Annotated in this window: 30 protein-coding genes; all 30 read left to right on the top strand. The window is 46.1% G+C overall.

Annotated elements, in window-relative coordinates; translation table 11 throughout:
• Positions 1-53 precede the first annotated feature (53 nt).
• The 30 genes from ABDK92_01980 (at position 54) to rplL (ending at position 24218) form a co-directional block, all read left to right on the top strand.
• Complete coding sequence (locus tag ABDK92_01980; protein MEN3185392.1) at positions 54-485, top strand: hypothetical protein; 432 nt, start codon at positions 54-56, stop codon at positions 483-485.
• Positions 475-2232, top strand: coding sequence for a penicillin-binding protein 2 (gene mrdA / locus ABDK92_01975; GenBank protein ID MEN3185391.1), 1758 nt, complete (start codon positions 475-477; stop codon positions 2230-2232). Before ABDK92_01980 ends, mrdA begins: the two co-directional genes overlap by 11 nt.
• Positions 2219-3328 carry a rod shape-determining protein RodA gene (gene rodA, locus ABDK92_01970; protein MEN3185390.1) on the top strand — a complete coding sequence of 370 codons (1110 nt, stop codon included), beginning with the start codon at positions 2219-2221 and terminating at the stop codon, positions 3326-3328. Before mrdA ends, rodA begins: the two co-directional genes overlap by 14 nt.
• Positions 3294-5099, top strand: coding sequence for a TIGR03960 family B12-binding radical SAM protein (locus ABDK92_01965; GenBank protein ID MEN3185389.1), 1806 nt, complete (start codon positions 3294-3296; stop codon positions 5097-5099). Before rodA ends, ABDK92_01965 begins: the two co-directional genes overlap by 35 nt.
• On the top strand, positions 5069-5668 hold the full coding sequence (locus ABDK92_01960) for a TIGR03936 family radical SAM-associated protein (GenBank protein ID MEN3185388.1): 600 nt from the start codon (positions 5069-5071) through the stop codon (positions 5666-5668). Before ABDK92_01965 ends, ABDK92_01960 begins: the two co-directional genes overlap by 31 nt.
• A 20-nt stretch (positions 5669-5688) precedes the next feature.
• Positions 5689-7170, top strand: coding sequence for an Rne/Rng family ribonuclease (locus ABDK92_01955; GenBank protein MEN3185387.1), 1482 nt, complete (start codon positions 5689-5691; stop codon positions 7168-7170).
• A 68-nt stretch (positions 7171-7238) separates the two neighbouring features.
• A complete protein-coding gene (gene rplU / locus ABDK92_01950; protein MEN3185386.1) occupies positions 7239-7556 on the top strand; it encodes a 50S ribosomal protein L21 in 318 nt (105 codons plus the stop codon).
• Positions 7557-7566: 10 nt separating this feature from the next.
• Complete coding sequence (gene rpmA, locus ABDK92_01945; protein MEN3185385.1) at positions 7567-7833, top strand: 50S ribosomal protein L27; 267 nt, start codon at positions 7567-7569, stop codon at positions 7831-7833.
• A 5-nt stretch (positions 7834-7838) separates the two neighbouring features.
• Complete coding sequence (gene obgE, locus ABDK92_01940; GenBank protein MEN3185384.1) at positions 7839-9122, top strand: GTPase ObgE; 1284 nt, start codon at positions 7839-7841, stop codon at positions 9120-9122.
• Complete coding sequence (gene proB, locus ABDK92_01935; GenBank protein ID MEN3185383.1) at positions 9091-10242, top strand: glutamate 5-kinase; 1152 nt, start codon at positions 9091-9093, stop codon at positions 10240-10242. Before obgE ends, proB begins: the two co-directional genes overlap by 32 nt.
• Complete coding sequence (locus ABDK92_01930; GenBank protein ID MEN3185382.1) at positions 10238-11485, top strand: glutamate-5-semialdehyde dehydrogenase; 1248 nt, start codon at positions 10238-10240, stop codon at positions 11483-11485. Before proB ends, ABDK92_01930 begins: the two co-directional genes overlap by 5 nt.
• A gap of 34 nt (positions 11486-11519) precedes the next feature.
• Complete coding sequence (nadD, locus tag ABDK92_01925; protein ID MEN3185381.1) at positions 11520-12086, top strand: nicotinate-nucleotide adenylyltransferase; 567 nt, start codon at positions 11520-11522, stop codon at positions 12084-12086.
• Entirely contained in the window at positions 12067-12630 is a 564-nt protein-coding gene (gene yqeK / locus ABDK92_01920) for a bis(5'-nucleosyl)-tetraphosphatase (symmetrical) YqeK (protein ID MEN3185380.1), read from the top strand. The genes nadD and yqeK overlap by 20 nt, the downstream gene beginning before the upstream one ends.
• On the top strand, positions 12627-13556 hold the full coding sequence (locus tag ABDK92_01915) for an LCP family protein (protein ID MEN3185379.1): 930 nt from the start codon (positions 12627-12629) through the stop codon (positions 13554-13556). Before yqeK ends, ABDK92_01915 begins: the two co-directional genes overlap by 4 nt.
• Positions 13534-13887, top strand: a complete 354-nt coding sequence (gene rsfS, locus ABDK92_01910; GenBank protein ID MEN3185378.1) for a ribosome silencing factor — start codon at positions 13534-13536, stop codon at positions 13885-13887. The genes ABDK92_01915 and rsfS overlap by 23 nt, the downstream gene beginning before the upstream one ends.
• A 95-nt stretch (positions 13888-13982) precedes the next feature.
• A complete protein-coding gene (metK, locus tag ABDK92_01905) occupies positions 13983-15179 on the top strand; it encodes a methionine adenosyltransferase (protein ID MEN3185377.1) in 1197 nt (398 codons plus the stop codon).
• An 18-nt stretch (positions 15180-15197) separates the two neighbouring features.
• Positions 15198-16454 (top strand): adenosylhomocysteinase, encoded by a 1257-nt coding sequence (locus ABDK92_01900; GenBank protein ID MEN3185376.1) that lies wholly within the window; start codon positions 15198-15200, stop codon positions 16452-16454.
• A 60-nt stretch (positions 16455-16514) separates the two neighbouring features.
• Positions 16515-16892, top strand: coding sequence for a 30S ribosomal protein S6 (gene rpsF / locus ABDK92_01895; GenBank protein ID MEN3185375.1), 378 nt, complete (start codon positions 16515-16517; stop codon positions 16890-16892).
• Positions 16870-17256: a single-stranded DNA-binding protein gene (locus ABDK92_01890; GenBank protein ID MEN3185374.1), complete on the top strand. Its 387-nt coding sequence runs from the start codon at positions 16870-16872 to the stop codon at positions 17254-17256. The genes rpsF and ABDK92_01890 overlap by 23 nt, the downstream gene beginning before the upstream one ends.
• 14 nt (positions 17257-17270) lie before the next feature.
• Positions 17271-17522, top strand: a complete 252-nt coding sequence (gene rpsR / locus ABDK92_01885; protein MEN3185373.1) for a 30S ribosomal protein S18 — start codon at positions 17271-17273, stop codon at positions 17520-17522.
• A gap of 6 nt (positions 17523-17528) precedes the next feature.
• On the top strand, positions 17529-18455 hold the full coding sequence (locus ABDK92_01880) for a YybS family protein (GenBank protein ID MEN3185372.1): 927 nt from the start codon (positions 17529-17531) through the stop codon (positions 18453-18455).
• A 5-nt stretch (positions 18456-18460) separates the two neighbouring features.
• Positions 18461-18940 carry a 50S ribosomal protein L9 gene (gene rplI, locus ABDK92_01875; GenBank protein ID MEN3185371.1) on the top strand — a complete coding sequence of 160 codons (480 nt, stop codon included), beginning with the start codon at positions 18461-18463 and terminating at the stop codon, positions 18938-18940.
• Positions 18937-20277: a replicative DNA helicase gene (dnaB, locus tag ABDK92_01870; protein ID MEN3185370.1), complete on the top strand. Its 1341-nt coding sequence runs from the start codon at positions 18937-18939 to the stop codon at positions 20275-20277. Before rplI ends, dnaB begins: the two co-directional genes overlap by 4 nt.
• Positions 20278-20290: 13 nt before the next feature.
• The gene (locus ABDK92_01865; GenBank protein MEN3185369.1) at positions 20291-21151 is read left to right on the top strand and encodes a PAC2 family protein; all 861 of its coding nucleotides are present in this window, start codon (positions 20291-20293) and stop codon (positions 21149-21151) included.
• 99 nt (positions 21152-21250) lie between these two features.
• Positions 21251-21445 carry a preprotein translocase subunit SecE gene (gene secE, locus ABDK92_01860; protein MEN3185368.1) on the top strand — a complete coding sequence of 65 codons (195 nt, stop codon included), beginning with the start codon at positions 21251-21253 and terminating at the stop codon, positions 21443-21445.
• A 7-nt stretch (positions 21446-21452) separates the two neighbouring features.
• Positions 21453-21977 carry a transcription termination/antitermination protein NusG gene (nusG, locus tag ABDK92_01855; GenBank protein ID MEN3185367.1) on the top strand — a complete coding sequence of 175 codons (525 nt, stop codon included), beginning with the start codon at positions 21453-21455 and terminating at the stop codon, positions 21975-21977.
• A 15-nt stretch (positions 21978-21992) separates the two neighbouring features.
• Positions 21993-22421, top strand: coding sequence for a 50S ribosomal protein L11 (gene rplK / locus ABDK92_01850; protein ID MEN3185366.1), 429 nt, complete (start codon positions 21993-21995; stop codon positions 22419-22421).
• A 17-nt stretch (positions 22422-22438) separates the two neighbouring features.
• Positions 22439-23155: a 50S ribosomal protein L1 gene (gene rplA, locus ABDK92_01845; protein ID MEN3185365.1), complete on the top strand. Its 717-nt coding sequence runs from the start codon at positions 22439-22441 to the stop codon at positions 23153-23155.
• Between the two features lie 151 nt (positions 23156-23306).
• Entirely contained in the window at positions 23307-23822 is a 516-nt protein-coding gene (rplJ, locus tag ABDK92_01840) for a 50S ribosomal protein L10 (protein MEN3185364.1), read from the top strand.
• A gap of 18 nt (positions 23823-23840) precedes the next feature.
• Positions 23841-24218 (top strand): 50S ribosomal protein L7/L12, encoded by a 378-nt coding sequence (gene rplL, locus ABDK92_01835; protein ID MEN3185363.1) that lies wholly within the window; start codon positions 23841-23843, stop codon positions 24216-24218.
• Positions 24219-24358: the final 140 nt, after the last annotated feature.

Below are 24358 nucleotides of genomic sequence, written 5' to 3'. Positions count from 1 at the left end.
AAAATTTTCGATTTTTTTATCCTCATTTTTTTCTTCTTTTTGTTGCACAATTTATGATATACGTTTTTTTGGCTCGTTTTTCTCCAGCCTTTCTTCGTTTAAACCTGTTTTTCTCTCTGGCGGTGTTCCTGGTTTGGGTTCGCGGAAATCCCTGGTGGGGAATGGTAGCATTTTCGGGGCTGGGTGTGGTTATGGATTTTTTTTCTTTTGCACCTTTTGGTTATTTCTTTTTTTTGACGGGTGTCATACTGCTTCTTGTTACCCTCTGGAGACACATTTTTGCCGAAACCCCAACATCGCTTTTTTCTCTTTTTGTGCTTGCTCCTTTTGTAGAACTTCTCGTTGAAGAGTCTGTTTCCATGTATGTGCGAGGACTCTATGTGCCTTTCTGGGAACTCATTCTGATCAAAACCCTGAGTATTCCCACCAATGCATTCTTTTTTTTGTTCTGGTGCTGGGGGGAGGGGAACCGCAATGTGGGATAAGGAAAGTGCAGAGAGGATATATCATCGCATTGGAATTTTAGGATGGGTTTCATTTGTGCTCCTCATGGTTCTCTTTGTACGACTCTGGTATCTGAGTGTTTTGCAGGGAGACTGGTACAGAGAACGTTCGGAGCGAAACTGGATTAGAGTGATTCCTCTGCAGGCGCTTCGGGGAAATGTTTACGACTGTAACGGAAAAATTCTGGCGGAAGACCTCCCTCGCTTCCGGCTCGTGCTTCTGGAAGGGAGCATGCAAATCGACGAAGCCAGGAACAAGGTGGAGAAAGTTCTACAGCGAAAACTTGCTTCAGAATTTCGGGAAATCGCTCCTGGAGAAATTATCCTCCTGGAAAATTTGTCTCTGGAAGAAGTTATTAAAATTGAGGAAGCTCAGGAAGAGCTTCCCGGGGTAATGGTAGAAAGCTATCCCCATCGATTCTATCCTGTTTCTCAGGTGTTTTCTCACGTTGTGGGATATGTAGGAAAGATAACTTCTGAAGAGTTTAAATCTCTGGGACCCTTGGGATATGAAGTGTGGGACAGAGTTGGTAAAGGAGGGATAGAATTATTTTACGAAGATTTGTTGCGGGGGAGAAAAGGTTATCGTCGAGTCGAGGTTGATGCTTTGGGTCAGGTGAGAAAGGTTCTCGCTAACCATCCTGCCAGGTTTGAGAATTCTATCGTTTTAACTCTAGATCGGGATTTTCAGGAATACTGTTACAAGTTACTGGGCAATCATCGAGGGGCGATCATTGTTGGTAAACCTTTGACTGGTGAGATTCTTGTTTTGGTCAGCAAGCCTGGTTTTAATCCCAACGACCTTGTAGAAGGACTGAGCACCGAGAAATGGACAGAGCTCGCTCAGGACGAAGCAAGACCCTTTACGAATCGCGCCATACAGGCGACATACGCTCCGGGTTCCATTTTTAAATTGCTCGTGGCCATTGCTGGCTTAGAAGAGGGAGTTATTTCTGCTCAGACCACTTTTTTCTGTCCGGGATTTCTGGAGTATAGTGGTAAACATTATTATTGCTGGAATCGGGCTGGTCATGGAACAGTCAACGTAGAAAAGGCAATTGCTCATTCCTGTAATGTTTTTTTCTACAATCTGGCTCTGAAGCTGGGTCCAGAAAAAATAGTCAGTTATGCTCAGAAGTTTGGTTTGGGGGTGAAGACTGATTTTGACCTGCCCGGTATCAAAGAGGGATTTCTTCCAACCCCAAATTGGAAAAGACAAACCAAAAGGGAAATCTGGTATCCGGGAGACACACTGAATCTTTCTATAGGTCAGGGATATCTCTTGGTGACTCCTTTTGAAATCTATCGCCTGTTATGTGGTATTGCTACAAGGGGTAAGATATATAAGCCACATCTCCTCAAGGGGATTCTGGACGGTAAGGGTAAATTGATCAGAGAACAGAAGGCCGTTCTCGAACGGGAAATTAAAATAAAGGAAAGTACCTGGAATCTCCTTGTGAATGGGATGAAAAGAGTGGTTACCCAGGGTACCGGATATGCTTGTCGGGATATTCCGGTGAAACTCGCAGCCAAAACTGGTACAGCCCAAAATCCTCATGGGAAGGACCATTCGTGGTTTGGAGGATTTTTTCCGGCGGAAGACCCTGAAGTTGTTTTTTTGGTGTTTGTTGAAAATGGAGGAGATGGAAGTGGAGAGGCAGCTCGTATGGCGAGAGACCTGATTCATTGGTTTCTGGAAAAAAGAGGTGTTGAGCGTGGGAGAAGATAGAATTTTGGTTGTGGTTGTGGTTGCGCTTTGTCTTTTGGGTATTTTGGCGGTATACAGCGTGGATCCCGTACGGACGGAGGGATGGGGAACGAGGAGTTTCTTCGGACGACAGATTATCTGGAATATTGTTGGCTGGTCTATTTTTTTGTTTTTTGCCTTTCTTGACTACCGTCTTCTTGCCAGAGGCGGTTGGCTATTTTACCTGCTTATGTGCCTTTCTTTGGTAGGAGTGCTCCTTTTTGGCACGGGTGATGAAACTGGTGCTCGAAGGTGGCTTTTTTCTCAGTCTGTACAACCTGCTGAGTTTGCAAAGTTATTTCTGATTCTTTTCCTTGGCTTTTACATGAGTGAAAGCAAGGAGGATTTTGACTCTTATCCTTTATTGCTGAAAAGTGGTGTGCTCTCTATTGTGCCCGTGGCCCTGGTGTTTGTGGAACCGGATCTTGGGACTTCCATGGTGCTTCTCGTAACTTGGTTGGGGGCTCTTTTTGTCTGTGGTTTTGGTGGGAAAAAAATGGGGATTGTATTGGGAGGGTTAGCGGCTTTGGGTTCATCAGGGTGGTTATTTTTGAAGGAGTATCAAAAGAGAAGGGTCATGGCTTTTTTGAATCCTTGGAAAGATCCCTTGGGGAGTGGTTATAACGTTCTCCAGTCACAGATTGCCATCGGTGCTGGGGGTTTAACTGGTCAGGGATGGCTTTCGGGGAAACAGAGTCAACTCCGCTTTCTTCCTGCCCGGCATACCGACTTTATTTTTGCTTCTTTTTGCGAACAAACAGGTTTTCTAGGGGGAGCCCTTATTCTTCTTCTTATGGGGGTACTCGTTTGGTTGTCAATGAGGATTGCACGCAATGCTCTGGATTTGGAAGGAAAAGTTTTTGCTGCACTTACTGGTTTGGTTTTTGGCTTTCAGTTTTTTGTCAATGCAGGAATGAATATGGGCGTTATGCCAGTTACAGGCATCCCTCTTCCTTTTGTTAGTTACGGGGGGAGCGCACTCCTTGTGAATCTGATTATGGTGGGGTTGTTATATAATATTGCCAATTCGAAAAGGAGAGAGGTTGAAAAACGGAAATTTGGACACTCTGATCAATAGCCGGGAAATTTATTCTGTGGTAAAACCTGGAAGGTACATCGGAAGAGAAATCAACGCGGTGGTGAAGTTAGGGCCGATTCGGCTATCAGTGGCATTGGCTTTTCCTGATACGTATGAAATTGGAATGTCCCATGTGGGAATGAAAATTCTCTATCATCTTTTAAATCTCCTTCCTGGAATTCGAGCCGAAAGGGTTTTTGCTCCCTGGCCGGACATGGGTGCGTTGATGCGTCGCAAAAACATCCCTCTTTACTCTCTGGAGAGCAAATTACCGATTGTTTCTTTCGACCTTTTGGGTTTCAGTTTGCAGCATGAGCTGAATTACACCAATGTTCTCTATATGCTAGATTTAGCTGGTATTCCTCTCTACGCCTGGGAGCGAGACGAACGTTTCCCTCTGGTAATGGGAGGCGGACCGTGTGTTTTTAATCCGGAACCGGTGGCACCATTTTTTGACTTTTTTTTCTTGGGAGAAGCCGAAGAGGGTTTGTTGGAGATTGTGGACGTGCTTGTGGCTACAAAGGGCAGGAAAAAAGAAGAGGTTCTTGCTCAGTTGGCAAAAATTGAAGGAGTGTATGTGCCGTCTCTTTTTTCACCCCGGTTTCTAGGACAAGCGTTACAGGAAAGTGATTCTCACCAAATGGTACAGAGACGTTGGGTTAAAGACCTTGATAGCGCTCCGTACCCTACTGCGATTGTGGTTCCGTATGTAAGCATTGTTCATGACCGCATTCCGGTGGAGATTGCTCGAGGCTGTACCCGAGGTTGTCGTTTCTGTCAGGCGGGGGTGATTTATCGGCCCCATCGAGAACGCTCTCCGGAGAAGGTTCGGGACCTTACCATGTCTTTAGTGAAAAATACAGGATATGAGGAAGTATCGCTCGTTTCTTTGAGCAGTACCGATTATAGCCAGATTGAAGTACTCATCAGAGATTTGTCACTTATGCTTTTACCGTTGCGGGTCAATATCTCGCTTCCTTCTTTGCGGATGAATACCTTTTCAGTGGAACTTGCCAAGAGTCTGCAGCGGGTGAGGAAAAGTGGATTAACATTTGCTCCCGAAGCCGGGACAGAGCGGTTACGGCGGGTGATTAACAAAAATTTGACTGACCAGGAAATTCTTTTGACTATGGAGAAGGTTTTTTCTTCCGGCTGGCAGGATGTAAAGTTGTACTTTATGATTGGTCTCCCCGAAGAAAAAGAAGAAGATGTGGATGGTATCGTCAGGTTGGTTAAGGAAATTCTAACAGTGGGAAAGAAAAACCAAAAACAGATTGCTGTGCACCTGAGTATTGCGGCATTCATTCCCAAACCTCATACTCCTTTTCAGTGGGTTCCTCAGGAGAGGCGGGAACGTCTGGAAGAAAAAATGCGTACGCTTTCTGCACAGTTACGGAATCTGGGGAAAAGAGTCCGTTTTAACTGGTCGAGCTTTGAAACGAGTTCCATCGAAGCACTGTTAGCAAGAGGTGATCGACGGTTGAGTAAGGTTATTGAACGAGTGTACCGGAGTGGGGGCGTTATGGAGGGCTGGACGGAATTCTTTTCTTTCGAAAGATGGCTTATGGCACTGAAAAAAGAGGGTCTTTCTCTGGATGAATACATTTATCAAGTATTTCCTTTTGCTACATCGTTTCCCTGGGATTTTATTGACTGTGGTGTGAGTAGGGAATTTTTATGGAATGAATATGAAAAGGCGAAGAGAGCGCAATATACTCCTTTCTGCCAGGATGGGGTTGATTGCTCTCGCTGTGGGGTCTGTTTATCGTGATCCAGTTTCGTTACCGAATAAAGCAGAGAAAAATGAGTCCTTTTCATCTTATTTCCCAGCTGGATATCGCCCGGTTGTGGGATCGAACCCTAAGGAGGTCCGGGATTCCGATTCTTTATTCGCAGGGGTTTAACCCTCGGCCTCTCATTTCTTTTGGTCCGGCAACGCCTCTAGGTGTGGAGAGTAGGGCAGAGTATCTGGAGATATTCTTGGGGGAAGAGATTTCCTGTCTCCGATTGCAGGAGGAACTGAATCGGTACCTTCCCGAGGAATTACGTGTCGAGGAAGTAATCATGCTTGAGCAACCGAGACTTTCTCTGACGCAGGAAATAAAAGGTATCGTTTACGCATTTTCTTTATACGGAGTTTCTTCCTGGGATCGTGTTTTACTTCCCGAAGGTATAGAAATACAAAATGTGTATCAAAAGGAACATTCTCTCTGGGTATGGTTCCTCTTTCAGGATACAAAAGTTTTTTTTAGCCCTTTGAAATTTTCCTCGTTCTTGGAAGAGAACTATGATTATCCACTTCCAGATAAAATAATCAAGGAAAGGGTTCTGTTTAGGTAGGAGGGTGAACGGAGGTTTTCATGTTGAAAAAGGAAATCGTCATCGATATGTCGGAGGTCGAGATTCGAGCCGCTCTTTTAGAGGATGGTAAAGTGGTCGAGTTTTTTTTCGAGCGTTTCAACGAATCCCGTTTGGCGGGAAACGTTTACAAGGGGACAGTAGAAAACGTATTACCTGGAATTCAGTCTGCTTTTGTAAACATTGGTCTTGATAAAAATGCCTTTCTCTTCATTGGTGATGCCCTTTTAGATGAGAAGGGTAAGGGGAGGATTGAGGATTTGTTTCGGCCTGGAGAGGAAATTATTGTCCAGGTTGCCAAGGAACCGATGGGTACGAAAGGAGCAAGGGTCACAACCAAGGTGGCGTTACCAGGTCGGTATGTGGTGTTGATGCCCGGTATGGATACTATGGGATTGTCACACCGTATTGCTTCGACTGAGGAGCGGGAAAGATTGAGAAAACTGGTAGAAAGGCTGAAGCCAGCAAAGACCGGGATCATTGTAAGGACTGCAGCTGAAGGGAGAACGGCTGAAGAAATCAAAGAGGACATCGAAGCTCTGGTTCGGCTATGGAGCCGTATTGTGCATAAGGCTGAAATTATCGCCTCTCCAGCTCTGCTTTATGAGGAAGCGAGTTTGGTGTATACCCTGGTTAGAGACTTGATGGGTGAGGAGATTGACAGTATCTGGATCAACTCGTTTTTTGGTTATCAGAAGCTTCGGGATTTTGTGGGTTCGATTGTTCCCAACTTGGTGAATCGGGTAAAGTGGTTCGATAATCGAGAAAATATTTTTGCGCACTTTGGCCTGGAACGAGAGCTGGAACGGGCACTCAGCCGAAAAGTGTGGCTTAAAAGTGGAGGGTATCTCGTGTTTGACCGGACTGAAGCCATGACGGTTATCGACGTGAATACAGGAAAATTCGTAGGGAAAAAAGACCTTCAAGAGACGATTCTCAAAACGAACCTTGAAGCTGCTGAAGAAATTGCGCGACAGGTGCGCTTACGGGATATCGGTGGAATTATTCTCATTGATTTCATCGACATGGGACGTAAAGAGCATCGCAAGCAAGTGGTCAAAACACTGGAAATGGCTCTTTCCTATGATCGGACTCGATGTACGGTCATTGATATGAGTGAGCTGGGGCTGGTGGAAATGACCCGTAAAAGGGTCCGTAAAAGCCTGGATTCGCTATTGCGTGAGCCGTGCGGTTGTTGTGATGGGGAGGGGCGAGTGCCCTCACTCGAGACTATCGCCATTAATCTTCTGCGGAAGATTGAAGAAATTTGTGGTCATGCTTCTTCGGCTGTGGTTGGTTTTACTGTGGGACAGGAACTTGGTGCATATCTCAATGAAGAAGCGTATGGGGTTTTGGAAAACATTGAGAAGCTGTACGGGAAAAAGATTGTTTGGAAGATAGATGGAAATCTTCCTCCTCGCCGGTACGCTATCGCTGGGGTCGGTGGAGAAGAGGTGAAGGAAAGAATCGAAAGGATAGGATAGGTAGGATTTGACGAAATAAAGGGTTCTATGTTAAATTCTTTAGCGTTCTATTTCGGGAGGTGAATTTGGTGTTTGCGATTATCGAAGCGAATGGCAAACAGTATCCGGTTGAGGAAGGCAAACTCCTTGCACTCGATTCCTGGGTGGGTCAAAGAGGAGACGAAGTTATTTTTGAACAGGTTCTTCTTTTACGAGATGGGGGAAAAATCCTGGTGGGGAAACCGTATGTAAAAGGGTCAAAGGTCCAGGGTACAGTGGTACAGTTAAAAAGAGGAAGAAAAACCCTGGTTTTTAAGTATAAGCCTAAAGTAAACTATAGGCGAAAGATAGGGCATCGTCAGGCAATTTCTTTGGTGAAGATTGAGAAAATCGAAGTGGAAGAGTGAGGTGATTTCGGTGGCGCATAAAAAGAGTGGTGGTAGTGCTCGTAATGGGCGGGACAGCAATCCTAAATATTTGGGAGTCAAGGTTTTTAGCGGGCAGTTCGTTCGAGCTGGGAGCATTTTGGTGCGTCAACGGGGTACCCGCCTAAAGCCCGGAGATAACGTGGGTGTCGGTAAGGATTATACCCTCTTTGCTTTGCGGGACGGTTATGTGGTGTTTGAAACTAAAAAAGACCGCAGGCGGGTTTCAGTCTATTCTGAAGTGCCTCAGGCATCTTAGGGTTCATGTTTATTGACCGGGTTATAATCAAGGTTCAGGGAGGGAAGGGAGGAGACGGAGCAATCCATTTTCGCCGGGAGAAGTTTGTTCCCTACGGGGGACCGGACGGAGGGAAAGGGGGGGATGGAGGAAATGTCTTTTTGCGAGCTTCCACTCAAAAAAAGACGCTTTACGATCTTTCTTTACACCCCTTTTATCAGGCTTCTTCAGGAGAGAATGGTGGGGGAAAAAACAAAAGTGGTGCCAGGGGGAAAGATGTGGTAATCGAGGTACCGGTTGGTACTCAGGTTTTTGACTTTAAAACCAAAGAACTTCTGGCTGACTTGGTTTATGCAGAAATGGAAGTACTGGTGGCTCGGGGAGGCAAAGGGGGAAGGGGAAATATTTTTTTTGCTTCTTCTTTGAATCGTGCTCCTCGAGTTGCTGAACGAGGTGAAGAAGGGGAAGTCCGAGAAATTCTCTTAGAGTTGAAGCTTATTGCTGATGTGGGTTTGACGGGGTTACCCAATGCGGGGAAATCCACCTTGCTCTCAGTGGTGAGCGATGCAAAACCTCGTATTGCTCCTTTTCCCTTTTCAACTCTTTCTCCCACCTTGGGAGTCGTTACCCATGGGGAGGAAAAATTTGTTATGATTGATATCCCTGGCATCATTGAGGGGGCAAGCCAGGGAGCTGGCTTGGGGCTTGATTTTCTCCGGCATGTTGAACGAGTGAAGCTCCTTTTGTGTCTTGTTGACCTCTCGGAAAATTCCCCCTGGGACAGTTTTTCCATACTGCGCCGAGAGTTTGCTCAGTATAGCCATGCGCTGGTAGAGAAGCCGTTTCTTTTGGTGGGGACCAAACTCGACGTAACTGGTGCTAAAGAAAACTGGGAACAATTCCGTGCCATCATGACTCAAAATCACTTGGAGGGAATAGCCATATCTGCGGTAACTGGTGAAGGAATTCCTGAACTTCTGGATATGGTCCTTGCTAAATTGGGGACATTGAAAGAGGAACCAAAAATTGAGGTTGGTACGGGAGTAACAGAAAGAAAAACGAGGAAGCGGCTGCTGTACCGTTTCAATTCTCAGTATCTTGTACGATTCATGGAAGAAATTGGTCCTGAACGGGTTCGCGATGAGGGTTTCCTAAATTTTCGGTTACGGGAATCTGGATTTTTACGGTATTTCCGGATGATAAAACCCGAAAGTGAAATCGAGGTTGGGGAATGGATTTTTGTTTGGGATGGAAAAGGGTTACGATTGAAGCAAGACAATGAAGCGGAAAGAGTTGATAGCAAAAAGTGAGCGAATCGTCATAAAGGTTGGCTCTTCACTCCTTGTGCGTGATTTCCAGCTCGATATGAATCGTTTGAGCGATTTGGCTTGTAATATTGCATTTCTGCGCGAACGAGGGAAAAAGGTTGTTCTGGTTTCTTCGGGTGCGGTGGCCTGTGGAATGAGTGTCATGGGGATCACTCAGAGGATAAACGACATTCCTTTTAAGCAGGCTATGGCTGCTATCGGACAGGGGGTTTTGATGCAGCGTTATTGCCAGGTCTTTGCTGAGTTTGGAATAAAAGTGGCTCAGGTCCTCTTGGCTCCTGAAGATGTCCATCATCGGACCAAATATCTCAATGCCAGAAATACTCTGCAGGTATTGCTTGACCTTGACGTGCTTCCCATTGTGAATGAAAATGACACGGTAGCAGTGGCAGAAATCAAATTTGGTGATAACGATCGCCTCTCTGCTCTGGTTGGATCTTTATGGGGGGCCGAACTCTTGGTCATCTTGTCTGATGTGGAAGGTCTTTTTACTTCTGATCCCCGCCTTGATGGTTCTTCTTCTCTGGTAAAGGAAGTGAAGGTCATCGATCAGGAAATTGAAAAAATGGCTGGAGATACCGGTTCTGGCATCGCGATTGGGGGAATGCGGAGTAAGATTATGGCGGCAAAGATGGCTGTGCTTTCTGGGATTGGGGTGGTTATCGCTTCAGGAAAAGATTTTTCCATTTTGCCACGTATTTATCGTGGCGAGGAAGTGGGTACCTTTTTTTATCCTCGGGAAAAGTCCCTAAAAAGCAAAAAGCGCTGGATCGCTTTTGGGATGCTTCCTCGAGGAAAGATTGCCATTGATAAAGGAGCAGAAAGGGCGCTGCACGAAAAAAAGAGTCTTTTGCCGGCTGGTGTTCAAGCAGTGTACGGTGATTTCGAAGTTGGTGATTGTGTGGAAATTACTGGGAATAAAGGAAGGGTGATTGCTCGAGGAATTGTTAATTATTCTGCGGAAGAATTGCAACGAATTCTTGGACTCCACACCAATGAAGTAGAAAGAGTACTGGGCGAACGGAGTTCCGAAGAGGAAGTCGTTCATATTGATAATCTGGTACTTCTTGATGATGGAAACGGAGGGGTAGAATGTGATTGAAAAGGTACGCCAGGTTGGAGAAAAAGCAAAAAGAGCATCTTTGTTGTTGATGAACGTGCCAACCGGTTTGAAAAATACTTTTTTATATACTCTTGCCGAGAGATTGGAAAAAAATGAGCAGGAAATTATTCGTATGAACCGTATGGACCTTGAAAAGGCAATTGCTTCGGGTATGAAGAAAGCCCTTCTGGATCGCTTGGAACTGAACCAAAAGCGAATAAAGGAGATGGCAATGGGTTTGAGGCAAATCGCAGGACTACCGGACCCAGTGGGAGAGGTACTTGAAGGAACGAAAAGACCAAATGGGTTACTTGTCACTCGAGTCAGGGTTCCCTTGGGTGTTGTAGCAATTATCTACGAGGCAAGACCGAATGTGACTATTGATAGCGTTGGGTTGGGCATCAAATCGGGTAATGCTCTGATTTTGCGAGGAAGCAGTTCCACGCTTAACTCAAATTTCTTTCTGGTTGAAGAAGCTCGAGCGGTGTTACGAACGTGTGGGTTGCCAGAAGACGCGGTGCAAATTCTTGATAGTGGTACCCATGAGGAGGTCATCGCACTTTTATCGCTCCGGGAATATGTGGATGTGGTGATTCCACGAGGAGGAGGAGAATTAATCAAAGCCGTGGTGGAAAATTCCCGGGTACCAGTGATTGAAACTGGAGTTGGAAATTGCCATGTCTATGTGGATGCTCGCGCGGACCTCGTCATGGCTGAGCGAATCGTGGTCAATGCCAAGACACAGCGTCCCAGTGTGTGTAATGCCTGTGAAACCCTTCTTGTGCATCAGGATGTCGCTTCTCAATTTCTCCCCCGGATTGGAAAGGTTTTGCAGGAAAAGGGAGTGGAAATAAGGGGTTGTCCGAGAACCTGCCAGCTCCTTCCTCAGGTTTTGGAAGCCACGGAGGAAGACTGGTGTACTGAATATCTCGACTTAATCATTGCGGTTCGAGTGGTTCGGAATGTGGAGGAAGCAATAGCCCATATTAATCAATATGGTTCTCGGCATTCTGAAGCCATTGTTACCGAGGACTATACTACGGCTCGGAAGTTTTTGGAGGAAGTGGACGCGGCTGCAGTGTATGTCAATGCTTCAACCCGCTTTACTGATGGAGGAGAGTTTGGGATGGGGGCAGAAATTGGAATCAGTACTCAGAAACTTCATGCCCGTGGTCCCATGGGTCTTCGAGAGTTGACCACTTCAAAGTTTGTGGTTTATGGTAGCGGACAGGTACGGGAATAAAGGAGGAAAGGGTTTGTCGAAGAAAAAGGGTATTATGGGAGGTACTTTTGATCCAATTCATTATGGACATCTGGTCACTGCTGAGGAGGTGCGGGACTATTTTGACCTGGAAGAGGTGGTGTTTGTCCCTTCTGCTCGTCCCCCTCATAAGATCGGTCAGGAGATTAGCGATCCCGAGCACCGTTACCTCATGGTGGTGCTGGCTACGGTAACAAACCCATACTTTCGTGTGTCTCGGGTGGAGATAGAAAGACCTGGGCCATCCTATTCCATTGATACCGTGCGCTATTTCAAATCTATGTGGGGCGAGGACACTGAAATTTTCTTTATTACCGGTGCTGATGCTTTTGCGCAGATTTCTCACTGGAATAACCCTGCAGAATTGCTCAACCTCTGTACCTTTGTGGCTGCTTCTCGTCCTGGTTACAGGTTGTGCCTGGAAAGTTCCTTACAGGGAAGAATCAAAGTGATAGAAGTATCAGCTCTGGCGATTTCTTCCTCTGAGATCCGTCGCAGAGTTAAAAAAGGGGAATCGATTAAATATCTTTTACCCGAGGCAGTGGAGCATTACATTTACAAAAATGGACTATACAGAACTTAAAAACTATTTTGAAATTCTCAAAAGATATCTTACGCCAGATCGATTCGCTCACTGCTTGCGTGTGGCTGAAGAAGCGAGAAAACTCAGTCTTCGTTATGGTGAAGACCATGAGAACGCATATCTTGCTGGTCTAGTCCATGATTACGCTCGGGATCGGGAACTGAGCATGTTGAAAGGTTTTCTTCCTTCTTGGGTTGAGGAGGAAGTTTATTCAATTCCCGGAATATGGCATGCCTTGGCCGGCCCTTCGCTCATTGTGGAGGAGTTAGGGATATCGGATTACAGGATTCTTCACGCAGTTCGCTGGCATGCGACGTCCTGTGAGCATATGTCTCGATTTGATAAAATAATTTTTGTCGCTGACTTTGGCGAAGAAGGGAGAAATTTTTCGGAGGCTTCGGAAGTTCGGAAAAAGGCCTGGGAAGATCTGGAAGGGGGATATAGATTGGCTTTAAAAATGAAACTGGAGTATCTCCTCTCTGTGGAAAGACCGATATATCCTGCGAGTTTCAGGGCCTGGAACAAGGAGACCGTGGTCCGATGAGATGGAAGGTTTTTTATGTTTTTCTTGGTTTTTTTATTGGATTAGTGGTTCTATTTGGTTTTATGCTTTTTGGGATTGAGAATCCCTTCCGCTTGAGCTTGGTGAAGAAAGTGATTGATTATACGGTAGCCAAGACTCTTCCAGAGACTTTTTGTTCTCTGGTTGTTGGTCAGGATGGAATTAAACCAGCACGAAGTGATACCGTAATGCTCCTTTTTATCAATACCAGGATAGGAGAGGCTCTTCTTTTTTCCATTCCCCGAGATGCTCGTCTTTCCATCCCTGGTGTTGGCCAAGACAAAGTGAATCATGCCTATGCGCGGGGAGGGGTGGCTCTTTTGAAAAAGGCCGTTGAAGAAGCTCTGGGGCTGGAAATCCCATATTTCGTCGAAATCAACTATGATGGTTTCGAAAAAGTCATTGATGCGTTGGGGGGAGTGGAAATCGAAGTCGAAAAACCGCTCCGGTATGTGGATAAAGCTCAGGATCTGTATATCAACATTCCCGCGGGGAAACAGGTGCTCAATGGAAGGAAAGCACTCCAGTATGTTCGTTTTCGCCACGATCCTTTGGGAGATATTGGAAGAATCAAAAGACAGCAAACCTTTATTCAGGCGCTTCTGACCAAAGTGAATGACCCTTCTGTACTGATGAACGTTTCGACCATTGTAGAGGAGCTGAAGAAATCGGTTAATACGAACCTTTCTTCCGAAGATATTGTCCAGCTGGCCATATGGTTTCGAGGTCTGGAGGAGAAGAGGTTGATCACAGAAACCATGCCGGGGAAGCCAATCTATGCCAATGGTATCAGTTTCTGGGAGCCAGACTTGAGTGCCGCTCGTGAGTTCATTCAAAATTTTCTGACTAAGGAGAAAGAGAGCTTTGGAGAACAAAAAGATCCTGATGGCAGTCAAAAAAGCGGTTGAAGATAAGAAGGCCTTTGATTTGGTTATTCTGGACCTCAAGGGTTTATTTCCGTTTTCAGACTACTGGGTTATCTGTAGTGGTTCTTCGCTCATTCAAACGAAAGTGATTGCTGAGGAGGTAATCCGTCGAACCAAGGCGGGAAATGTATATCCACTCCATGTGGAGGGCGAGGAAAGTGGCGAATGGATTCTCATTGATTATGGAAATATTATGGTGCACATCTTCCGGGAAGAAGAGCGAGTGTTCTACCAGTTAGAGAAGCTTTGGCGTCAGGCTCGCTTAGTGTACTCGGAAAGAGAACGGGTAGATCTCCTGGGTGAAATAGGTTGACACGGGGGCATAATTGTGGTAAATTCACCTTCTGAGTTTACAGCCTCCAGGGGGAGGCTCTTTTTTTTGGATGAGTGGAGAAAGGAGGCAGCTTGATGTCGAAAAAGAAGTATCAAATCACCTCTGAATCGGTAACCGAGGGCCATCCCGATAAAATAGCTGACCAGATTTCAGATGCGATTTTGGACGCCATTTTTGCTGAAGACCCTTACGGGAGAGTAGCGGTTGAAACGCTGGTTGCTACTGGTCTTATCATGGTAGCGGGACAGGTTAGCACTACCTCGTATGTTGATATACCGAGAGTGGCACGAAATACTGTGCGGGATATCGGGTACACTCGGGCGAAATACGGTTTTGACTTTGAAACCTGTGCAGTGTTGACGGCTATCGATGAACAGTCGCCTGATATTGCTCTGGGTGTAAACCGTTGTCTGGAAGTCAAAATGGGAGAAGAAGTTCAGGATGAAGATCTTTCGCTGGGTGCCGGAGATCAGGGAATGATGTACGGATACGCTTGCAAAGAAACCCCTGAATTGATGCCTTTTCCGATTGTTATTGCACATCGCCTGGCTTTTCGTCTGTCAGAGGTGCGAAAAAAGGGGATCCTTCCTTATTTGCGTCCAGACGGGAAAACCCAGGTTACGGTTGATTATGAAGATGGGAAACCGGTTCGGGTTGACACCATTATTGTCTCTGCTCAGCACCATCCTGATATTTCTTTGGCGACCCTTCGTCAGGATCTCGAAGAACAGGTCATCAAACCAATTGTTCCTTCGGAATATCTGGATGTGAGCACCAGAATTTTTGTCAATCCTACCGGAAGGTTTGTTATTGGTGGACCGCAGGGAGATACTGGACTTACTGGAAGAAAAATTATGGTGGACACTTACGGTGGGATTGGAAAACACGGTGGAGGATGTTTTTCGGGAAAAGACCCCACGAAAGTGGATCGTTCGGGAAGTTATGCAGCGAGATACGTGGCTAAGAATATCGTGGCTGCAGGGTTGGCTGAACGATGTGAGTTTCAGGTGGCCTATGCGATTGGGGTTGCAAGGCCTGTCTCCATGTCGGTTGATACCTTTCAAACTGGGAAAATTCCTGATGAAGAGATTTTGAAGCTGGTGGCAGAAACCTTCGATTTACGACCTGGAGCTATTATTAAGGATCTCCAGCTGCGCCGCCCTATTTACAAAAAGACTGCTGCTTATGGTCACTTTGGTCGCAATGATCCTGATTTTGCCTGGGAACGGACCGATAAGGCTGATGCCTTGCGCAAATTAGCAGGGCTTTAAAAAATGGGAGGCAGGAGTATGGAGAGTCATATTGCTTCACCGGATTTAGCGAATGAAGGAAAGAAGAGAATTGAATGGACTCTGAAGGAAATGCCAGTCTTAGCAAGGATTGCAGAGCGTTTTGGACAAACAAAACCCCTTCGGGGATTACGGATTGGAGCGTGTCTCCATGTCACCGCCGAGACGGCAGTGTTGATGATTGCCCTTAAGGAGGGTGGGGCAGAAATACGGTTATGTGCTTCAAACCCCCTGAGCACTCAGGATGAGGTGGCTGCTTCGTTAGTTCAGGACTATGGGGTTCCTGTTTTTGCTATTCGGGGAGAAAATCGGGATACGTATTATGCCCACATTCAAGAAGTACTACAGTTCCGCCCTCACATAACCATGGACGATGGGGCAGACCTTGTTTCTTCGGCACATCGCCTGAAAGGTGAAATTCTTCAGGGTATCATCGGGGGAACGGAAGAAACAACCACAGGTGTTATCCGCCTGCGCAGCCTGGCGCGATCGAAAGAGTTAGCGTATCCAATTATTGCGGTCAACGATGCCGATACCAAGCATATGTTCGATAACCGTTATGGCACCGGTCAAAGTACCGTAGAAGCCATTTTGCGGGTTACCCACTTTCTCCTTGCTGGGAAAAGGGTGGTAGTGGTTGGCTATGGTTGGTGTGGACGGGGGATAGCCCTTCGGACCAAAGGCATGGGAGCTCGAGTAGCAGTGGTGGAAGTGGACCCCGTTCGAGCACTTGAGGCTCTGATGGATGGTTATGAGGTTATGTCCATGAGTGAGGCGGCGCTGTGGGGAGAGCTCTTTATTACTGCCACAGGAAATGTCTCGGTGATTCGAGGTGAACACTTTGTTGCCATGAAGGACGGTGCAGTCCTGGCTAATGCTGGTCATTTTAATGTGGAGATTGACGTTCAGGAACTTGAAAGTTTAAGTGTTGATAAAAGGACCGTGAAACCGCTGGTTGAAGCATATACTCTGAAAAATGGCAAACAGATCTATCTTCTTGGTGAAGGGCGGTTGGTTAACCTGGCCTGTGCCGAAGGTCATCCCTCGGCGGTCATGGACATGAGCTTTGCCAATCAGGCACTCTCGGTGGAATATCTGAAAAACAATGCTTCGATGATGGCGAAGGATGTGTTTAAGGTTCCACCTGAAATTGACCAGGAAGTTGCTGCTTTAAAGTTGACTCTTTTGGGAGTGACCTTGGAGAAGATGACTCCTCGTCAGGAAGCATATCTTGCTTCCTGGGAAGAGGGAACATAGAAGATTTTCCCTGTTTCGCCTGAAAGGGTGAGACCAAAAGTCCATAGGGAGGTTGATACCATGAATCATTACGAACTGGGAATTGTGGTGAGGCCGACTCTTTCTGAAGGAGAACTCAATGCTCTGGTGGAGAAAATGAAGAGTCTTGTTACAGAGCAAGGAGGCGAGATAGAGTCGGTGAATCTCTGGGGTCGGAGAAGACTGGCGTACCCCGTGGAGAAACACAACGAAGGGTACTATGTGTTTTTCCGCTTTCTTCTTTCTCCGGTCAAGGTGGAAGAAATTAGCCGAGTCGCGCGGCTTGCAGAAGGAATTTTACGGCATATCCTGGTAAAAGAGGAGAAAAAACAAGAGCGCCCTTCAGTGGTTCAGGAAGAGAAAGCGCCTGAATCGCCAAGTGACGAAGTGATTGGGGATGCCTCAGCTCAGTCTGAATAAGATTTTTTTGATTGGTTTTCTCACACAGAAACCGGTGGTGCGATACGTTCCCAGTGGTACCCCGGTGGTCAACTTTCCCTTGGGAGTGTACCGGGGTGTTGTGGCTGAAGATGGAAAAGAGTATGTGGACTACTTCAACGTTGTGGCATGGAAGGACTTGGCCCTTTTTTGTGGAGAAAATCTGAGAAAGAGCGACTGGGTCTTTATAGAGGGAAGAATGCAGGTCCGCGTCTATGAGGATGGAAGTGGACAGAAAAGGAAAGCCTGGGAAGTTGTGGCCAGTGAAGTGCGACGTTTGTTGGAACGGGGGGAAGGAACAGAAAAGAAGGCCGGAAAGGAAGGCGGAAGTTTTGAGTTGTCCTGAAGGGAGGATCGAAAATGGTGGAGCGAGAAGATAAATTGGGTGGACGGAAGAAGTTTTTCCGTAAAAAGAGAAAGGTTTGCGTATTCTGTTTGGGAAAAGCAACCATTGATTATAAGGATGCTGAGTATCTGGGACGGTTTTTGAGCGAGCGGGGTAAAATCATTCCTCGCCGGATTACCGGGAACTGTGCCAAGCACCAAAGAGAACTCGCGCAGGCAATAAAGCGGGCTCGAGAAATCGCTCTTTTGCCATACACCGTTGATTAGGCTATTATGAAAAAAGTACAACCGACTGTGGAGGGTGCCTTTCTGGCAGCCCTCACGGTCATTTTTTATCTTGCTTCTATATACATCCCCATCTTGGGAATCATTTTGAGTTTTTTGTGCCCTTTACCGGTCATGTTTTTGGTTATCCGGTGGAACTGGAAAGTGGGTTTTTTAACTTCTCTGGTTGCCAGCTTTGTAGTTTTCGCTTTTGCTGGTGTTATTCAGGCCTTGACGTGCCTTTTAGGTTTTACTCTTCTGGGAATCATCATGGGGATAACGATTAAAAAGGGATGGTCTGCTTTCGAAGTGATTGCCTGGAATACCGTGGTATCGTTACTTTCAAAGCTTGCTCTAGTGGGTGTGGCGTTGCTTCTTTTGGGAAAGAATCCTTTGGCTGAAAATATCGCTGTTATGGAGGAAGCCTTACGAAGTGTTTCTCGTGTATTCCAGGGCATGAGAGAGACCAATATTCAGAGCATCATTGACTTTATGAAAATGGCCTTACCAGCAGTGCTTATTATTGCTTCTCTGTTTGATACCACGTTCAACTTCCTTCTGGGGCGTCTGGTAGGTCAAAGGGTCGGGATTCGCTTTCCTGAAATTGCGGCTTTCAGTCGGTGGCAGATGCCTCGTTCGGTTTTTTGGGCCTTTATTTTGAGCTTCCTTTTTCTTTTCATAGGAAGTAATACCTTTCTGGGTAAGGTGGGAGTCAATCTGCAAATCGTTACTCAAATGCTTTTTTTGGTTCATGGACTTTCTCTGGTATACTATTTTTTGAGTCGCTATATCCGTTCTAGGATGATTAAAATAATTATTCTCTTCTTTCTGCTCTTTCAGCCGGTTTTTTCAACTTTACTCAGCTGGCTGGGAGTTTTTGATATCTGGTTTGACTTTCGTAAACTTCGTTCAGGTGGGATTTCGAAGGGAGAGTGAAAGATGTGCAGGTTATTCTGATTCAGGAAGTAAAAAATTTGGGGAAGGAAGGAGACATCGTCGAGGTTAAGGAAGGGTACGCTCGGAATTACCTCATTCCGAAAAAAATGGCCATTGAGGCGACTCCCGGTAATCTCTCGCAGATTGAAAAATTGCGTCGAAAGAGAGCCATGCAGGAAGCAAAAGAACTGGAAGAAGCAAAGGCGCTCCGGGATAAAATTGAGGGAATGGTTTTGACCTTTTCCAAAAGGGCGGGAGAAAAGGGGAAACTCTATGGATCAGTAACGGCAAGGGAAATTGCTGAGGCTATTTCTACCCTTGTTGGTTTTGAGTTCGACCGTAAATATCTGGAGTTACCTGAACCCCTGAAAGACCTTAGAAAACATAATGTCAAAGTAAATCTGGGAAAGGGTATTTCTGCAAGTATTACCGTGAATATTCTTCCTGAAGAAACGACCGAGAAACAAGGAGTGAAAGAATCCTGAGCATTGAGAGAGTTCCGCCACACAACTTGGAAGCCGAACAGGCAACTTTAGGGTCGATGCTTCTTGAGCGAGATGCTCTTTTAAAGGCACTCGATATTTTGCGTTCCGAAGATTTTTACTATGATGCTCATCGTATGGTTTTCGAGAGTATTGTCGAACTCTTTGAAGAGGATAAGGCCTGTGATTTGGTAACCCTAGCTGAAAAATTGCGTCAGAAAGGCAAATTGGAAGTGGTAGGAGGAATGGATTACCTGGCGCAACTCGTCAACGTTGTTCCCACGGCAGCCAACGTTGAGTACTATGCCCGTATCGTGGAAGAAAAATCAATTGTTCGGGCTCTTATCAACCTATGTACCAGAGTTATCCGGGAATGCTATGAAGCTGGAGCCGAAGCCAGTGAACTTCTGGATCGGGCTCAGAATCTGGTTCTTCAGCTTTCTCAGAAACGGATTCGGTACGATTTTGTGCCTTTAAAGAAAGTTGTGGATGAAGCATTTGAGAGGATTACCGAACTCTATCATCGAGAGGACCACGTGACCGGTGTTCCTTCTGGGTTTGTCGATCTCGATGCTAAAACCGCTGGTTTTCAGCCCTCCGATCTGATTGTTGTAGCAGCTCGTCCAGGAATGGGTAAGACCAGTTTTTGCCTCAACGTGGCACAATATGTGGGAATTAATTGGAAGGTTCCGGTGGCGATTTTCAGTCTGGAAATGTCCAAGGATCAGCTGGCTCAGAGAATGCTCTGTAGTGAAGCCAAAATTGATGCAGAACGCGTACGAAGGGGATACCTCTCTGAGAGGGATTGGTCGGAGCTGGCAAACGCGGCCGGCAGGCTAGCTGGGGCTTCTATTTTTATTGATGATACTCCGGGGATTTCGGTACTGGAGTTACGAGCAAAAGCCAGGCGTCTCAAAGCAGAAAAGAACCTTGGTCTTGTGGTGATTGATTACTTACAACTGATGCGAGGTTTCGGAAGGGCTGAGAACAGACAACAAGAAATCTCTGAAATTTCTCGTTCCCTCAAGGCCATGGCCAGAGAGTTGAATGTTCCAGTTATTGCCGTCTCACAATTAAGTCGGGCGGTTGAACAAAGGAGTCCCAAGCGCCCCCAACTTTCGGATTTGCGGGAGAGCGGAGCGATTGAGCAGGATGCGGATTTGGTGCTGCTTATCTATCGGGATGAGTACTATAACCCCAATACTTCCAAAAAAGGGGTTGCCGAAGTGATCGTGGCAAAACAGAGGAATGGTCCAGTAGGAACCATAGAACTGCTCTTTCAAAAGGATTACGCCCGTTTCGAGAATCTTTCGCGGCGCTCGCCAGAGCCAACTTTTTAGGATGGAGAAGGTAATGGGAAAGCTTATCGTTTATCGGCGACCACAGCTCAACGAACCCAGAATGCTTCTCGGTTTTACCGGGTGGATGGATGGAGGAAGTGTTTCTACGGGAACGGTGATCTATCTTCGGGACAAGCTGAAAGCGCAGTTTTTTGCTGAAATTGAACCCCAGGATTTCTACATATTTAATTTTCCCGGGAGTATGGAGGAAGTTGCTCAATTCCGTCCCTATACCCTGATTCGGGGAGGAATGGTGCAGGAGTTTCATTATCCTCAGAATCATTTTTTCTACTCTGAGAGAGAGAATCTGATCCTTTTCTTTGGAAAAGAGCCAAACATTCGCTGGCATGAATATGCAGAAAACCTTTTTATTCTGGCTCATGAGTTCAAGGTAAGTCGGATCTATTTTGTGGGAAGTTTCAGCGGTCTCACTCCTCATACCAGAGAACCAAGAATTTTTTGTTCGGTTTCCAATGAGGCCTTAAAGAGTGAACTTCTCCCTTATGGTGTTCGTTTCAGTGAATATGAAGGTCCGGCGAGTATTACCACTTTTCTGACGGTTCTGGCAAAGAAGAAAAATGTGGACATGATTAATATTGTCGTAGAGATTCCCATGTATGTTCAGGCACCGAACCCCAAAGGGATACGGTCTGCCTGTCGAATACTCTTACCGCTTTTGGGTCTTACTCTTCCTTTGGATGACCTGAGTACGATGTGCGATGAATTCGAGGTCAGCGTGGATAAAATGGTTCATGAACACCCTGATTTGGTGGAACAGATTCGAAAACTGGAAGAGAATTATGATCAGGAAATTTTTGGGGATGAGGCGAAATTCCGAGAATGGTTAAGACGCCACGGTATTGATCGAATCTAAATGGGAAAAATGTGGTGGTGTGATTGACAGAAATGGGGAAAAAAAATATAATTCCTCAATGAATTGCCGGAAATCAGAGTAAAGGATGGGTGAAGGTTTTTGATTAAATGGTTTCGGTCTCTCAAGGGGTATTTTCAGGAAGCGTGGTATGAGCTGAAAAAAGTTACCTGGCCGACCAGGAAGGAATTGTGGAATAGTACCGTTACGGTTGTAGTGGTCATTGTGGTGATTGGTGTGTTTCTGGGGGTTGTGGATTTGCTTTTAACTTTTCTGATGGGAGCATATTTAAGGTAGATGGACGATGCTAAAGAAATGGTATGTTGTTCACACTCTGGCAGGGAGTGAACACAAGGTTAAGGCCAATTTAGAGCGCCGTATTGTCTCCATGGGTATGCAGGATCAGATTTTTCGGGTTGTGGTTCCTATGGAGGAGGCTATTGAAGTTAAGAGAGGAAAGAAAAGGTTTACCAAGAAGAAAGTGTTTCCAGGTTATGTCATGGTGGAAATGGTGATGAATGATCGTTCCTGGTACGTGGTTCGCAATACCCCGGGGGTTACAGGTTTCGTTGGTTCGGGTATGAAGCCTGAACCGCTGAACGAGGAAGAAGTCAAAGTGATTCTTCGTCAGACCGGTATCGAAAAGGGGAAACCACGTCTGGATATCGAGAAAGGAGAAGCAGTAAAGGTGATTTCTGGTCCCTTTCTCAATTATACGGGAACCGTAGACAGTGTTGACCAGGAGAAAGGTAAGGTTGTGGTTCTTCTATCCATATTTGGCCGGGAGACGCCGGTGGAGTTGGAGTTCTCAGATATAGAGAAACTGTAAAGAGGTGGGCAGGGTATGGCAAAAAAGGTGGTGGCAATAGTAAAACTGCAAATTCCGGGAGGAATGGCTACGCCAGCTCCTCCTGTAGGGCCTGCTTTAGGGCAGCATGGAGTGAACATTATGGAGTTTTGCAAGACGTTCAATGCTCGAACGGAGAAAGATCGTGGGGTACTCACTCCAGTAGAGATTACAATCTATGCGGATCGGTCGTTTACTTTTGTGTGTAAGACTCCTCCGGCTTCCTTTTTGATTCGGCAAGCTTTGGGCATAGAGAAGGGTTCTGGGGAACCAAATAGAACCAAGGTTGGAAAAATCACTCGTGCCAAAATTCGAGAGATTGCTGAGAAAAAGATGCCGGATCTCAATGCGAACAGTATTGAAGCAGCAATGCGCATTATCGAGGGAACCGCGCGCAGCATGGGTGTTGAGGTTGTGGAAGGGTAAAGAAGGGGGAATAAGGAATGCCTGAGAGAAGCAAAAGGTATTTGGCGTTGAAGGAGAAAATCGAAGTGGGGAAGTTGTATCTCCCGGAAGAAGCAATAAAGATTCTGAAAGAAGTGGGAAATGCTCGCTTTGATGAAACGGTGGAGGTCGTCTTTAATCTGGGGATTGACCCGAAACAGTCTGACCAGCAGATCCGGGGTACGGTTTCTCTTCCTCATGGGATTGGAAAGCAAGTACGAGTTCTGGTCTTTGCTCAGGGTGAGAAAGCGAAAGAAGCTCAGGAGGCTGGTGCTGATTACGTAGGTGGAGAAGAGCTGGTGACCAAAATTCAGGAGGGATGGGTTGATTTTGATGCAGCTGTGGCAACTCCTGATATGATGAGGGTGGTGGGCCGACTGGGTAAAATACTTGGTCCTCGGGGTCTCATGCCTAATGCCAAGACTGGCACGGTCACTTTTGACATCGCTCAAACGGTAAAAGAAATCAAAGCAGGTCGAATTGAGATCCGTAACGATCGCTATGGGAATGTTCATTTGCCTTTGGGTAAGGTTTCGTTTTCGGCGGAACAGCTTCTTGATAACTTCTATGCAGCACTTGATGCCGTTGTCCGTATGAAGCCTTCTGCGGCGAAAGGTCGGTATATTAAAAAACTTGTGATGTCGACCACCATGAGTCCTGGTATCCCTATCGATGTGAATGGGGCTCTGGCTCGAATGGAAAAGAGGGTGGCATAGGGTTTCTTCTTGGTGTGGAGGAACATACAGGGCCTGAGAACCAGGGGCGACAAGCTGAAATATCCTGGGGAGGCAAGAGTTTTTGAGTGAGAAGACTCCTTCCCGAGGAGTCTTCTTTTTTATCCTGGAAAAGAAGGGAGGTTGAAGATATTTGGAGAAATCTGACAAGACAAGAATAGTTGAAGAAACTCGTGAAAAGATCAAGAAAAGCCAGGCGATTTTTGTGGTCGGCTATTCTGGTATACCGGTGCAGAATATTGAACAAATTCGAAAAGGCCTTCGTGGTGCTCAAAGCGAAATGAAGGTTGTGAAAAATACGTTGATGCGTCTTGCTCTTTCTCAAACAAACGTTGTTTCTGGTGAAGAGCTCCTAAAAGGTCAGAATGCTTTTGTTTTTTCCTATTTTGACCCGGTTCAGACTGCAAAGGTTCTGAGCGATTTCAATAAGAAGTTTCCCCAGCTTGAAGCCAGAGGTGGATGGTTGGGTGGTAAATGTATTGGGGCTCAGGAGGCGAAACGCCTGGCTGAAATTCCCTCACGAGAGGAATTACTCGCCCAGCTTTTGGGAAGAGTTCAGGCACCTATCGCGGGGCTGGTATTTGTTTTACAGGGTGTCCTGCGTAATCTGGTAGGAGTTTTACGAGCGATTGAAGAGAAAAAGAAATAATAAAAGGGAGGAATTTCCATGACCAAGGAAGAAATTATTGAAGCGATTGAAAAGATGACCGTTCTGGAACTGGCAGAATTGGTAAAAGCACTGGAGGAGAAGTTTGGAGTATCGGCAGCAATGCCTGTGGCAGCAGTGGCGGCGCCAGCGGCAGCTCAGGCAGTCGTGGAAGAAGTGGAGGAGAAAACGGAGTTCGATGTGATTCTGAAGAGTGCCGGTGCTCAGAAACTTCAGGTTATCAAAGAAGTGCGGGCTATCACCGGCCTTGGGCTCAAGGAAGCAAAAGACCTGGTTGATAATCCTCCGAAACCAGTAAAGGAAGGCATCAGCAAGAAAGAAGCAGAAGAAATCAAGGCGAAGCTCGAAGCAGCCGGAGCAGAAGTCGAAATTAAGTAAGTGTTTTTTCAAAAGGGGCTACGTAGGTCTGTTAGCCCCTTGACTTGCATTTATAACCTCTTTTTATGAATATCTCTAAAACGCATCTGTGGCTTTCTCTTGTTTCTCTGATCTGGGGATTAAATTTCAGTGTTATGAAG

The sequence above is a fragment of the Atribacterota bacterium genome, from assembly GCA_039638595.1.
In the GTDB taxonomy this organism is placed as follows: domain Bacteria; phylum Atribacterota; class Atribacteria; order Atribacterales; family Caldatribacteriaceae; genus Profundicultor; species Profundicultor thermophilus.
The sequence above is the reverse complement of the archived record's forward strand: the minus strand, read 5'-3'. Positions and strand labels throughout refer to the sequence as shown.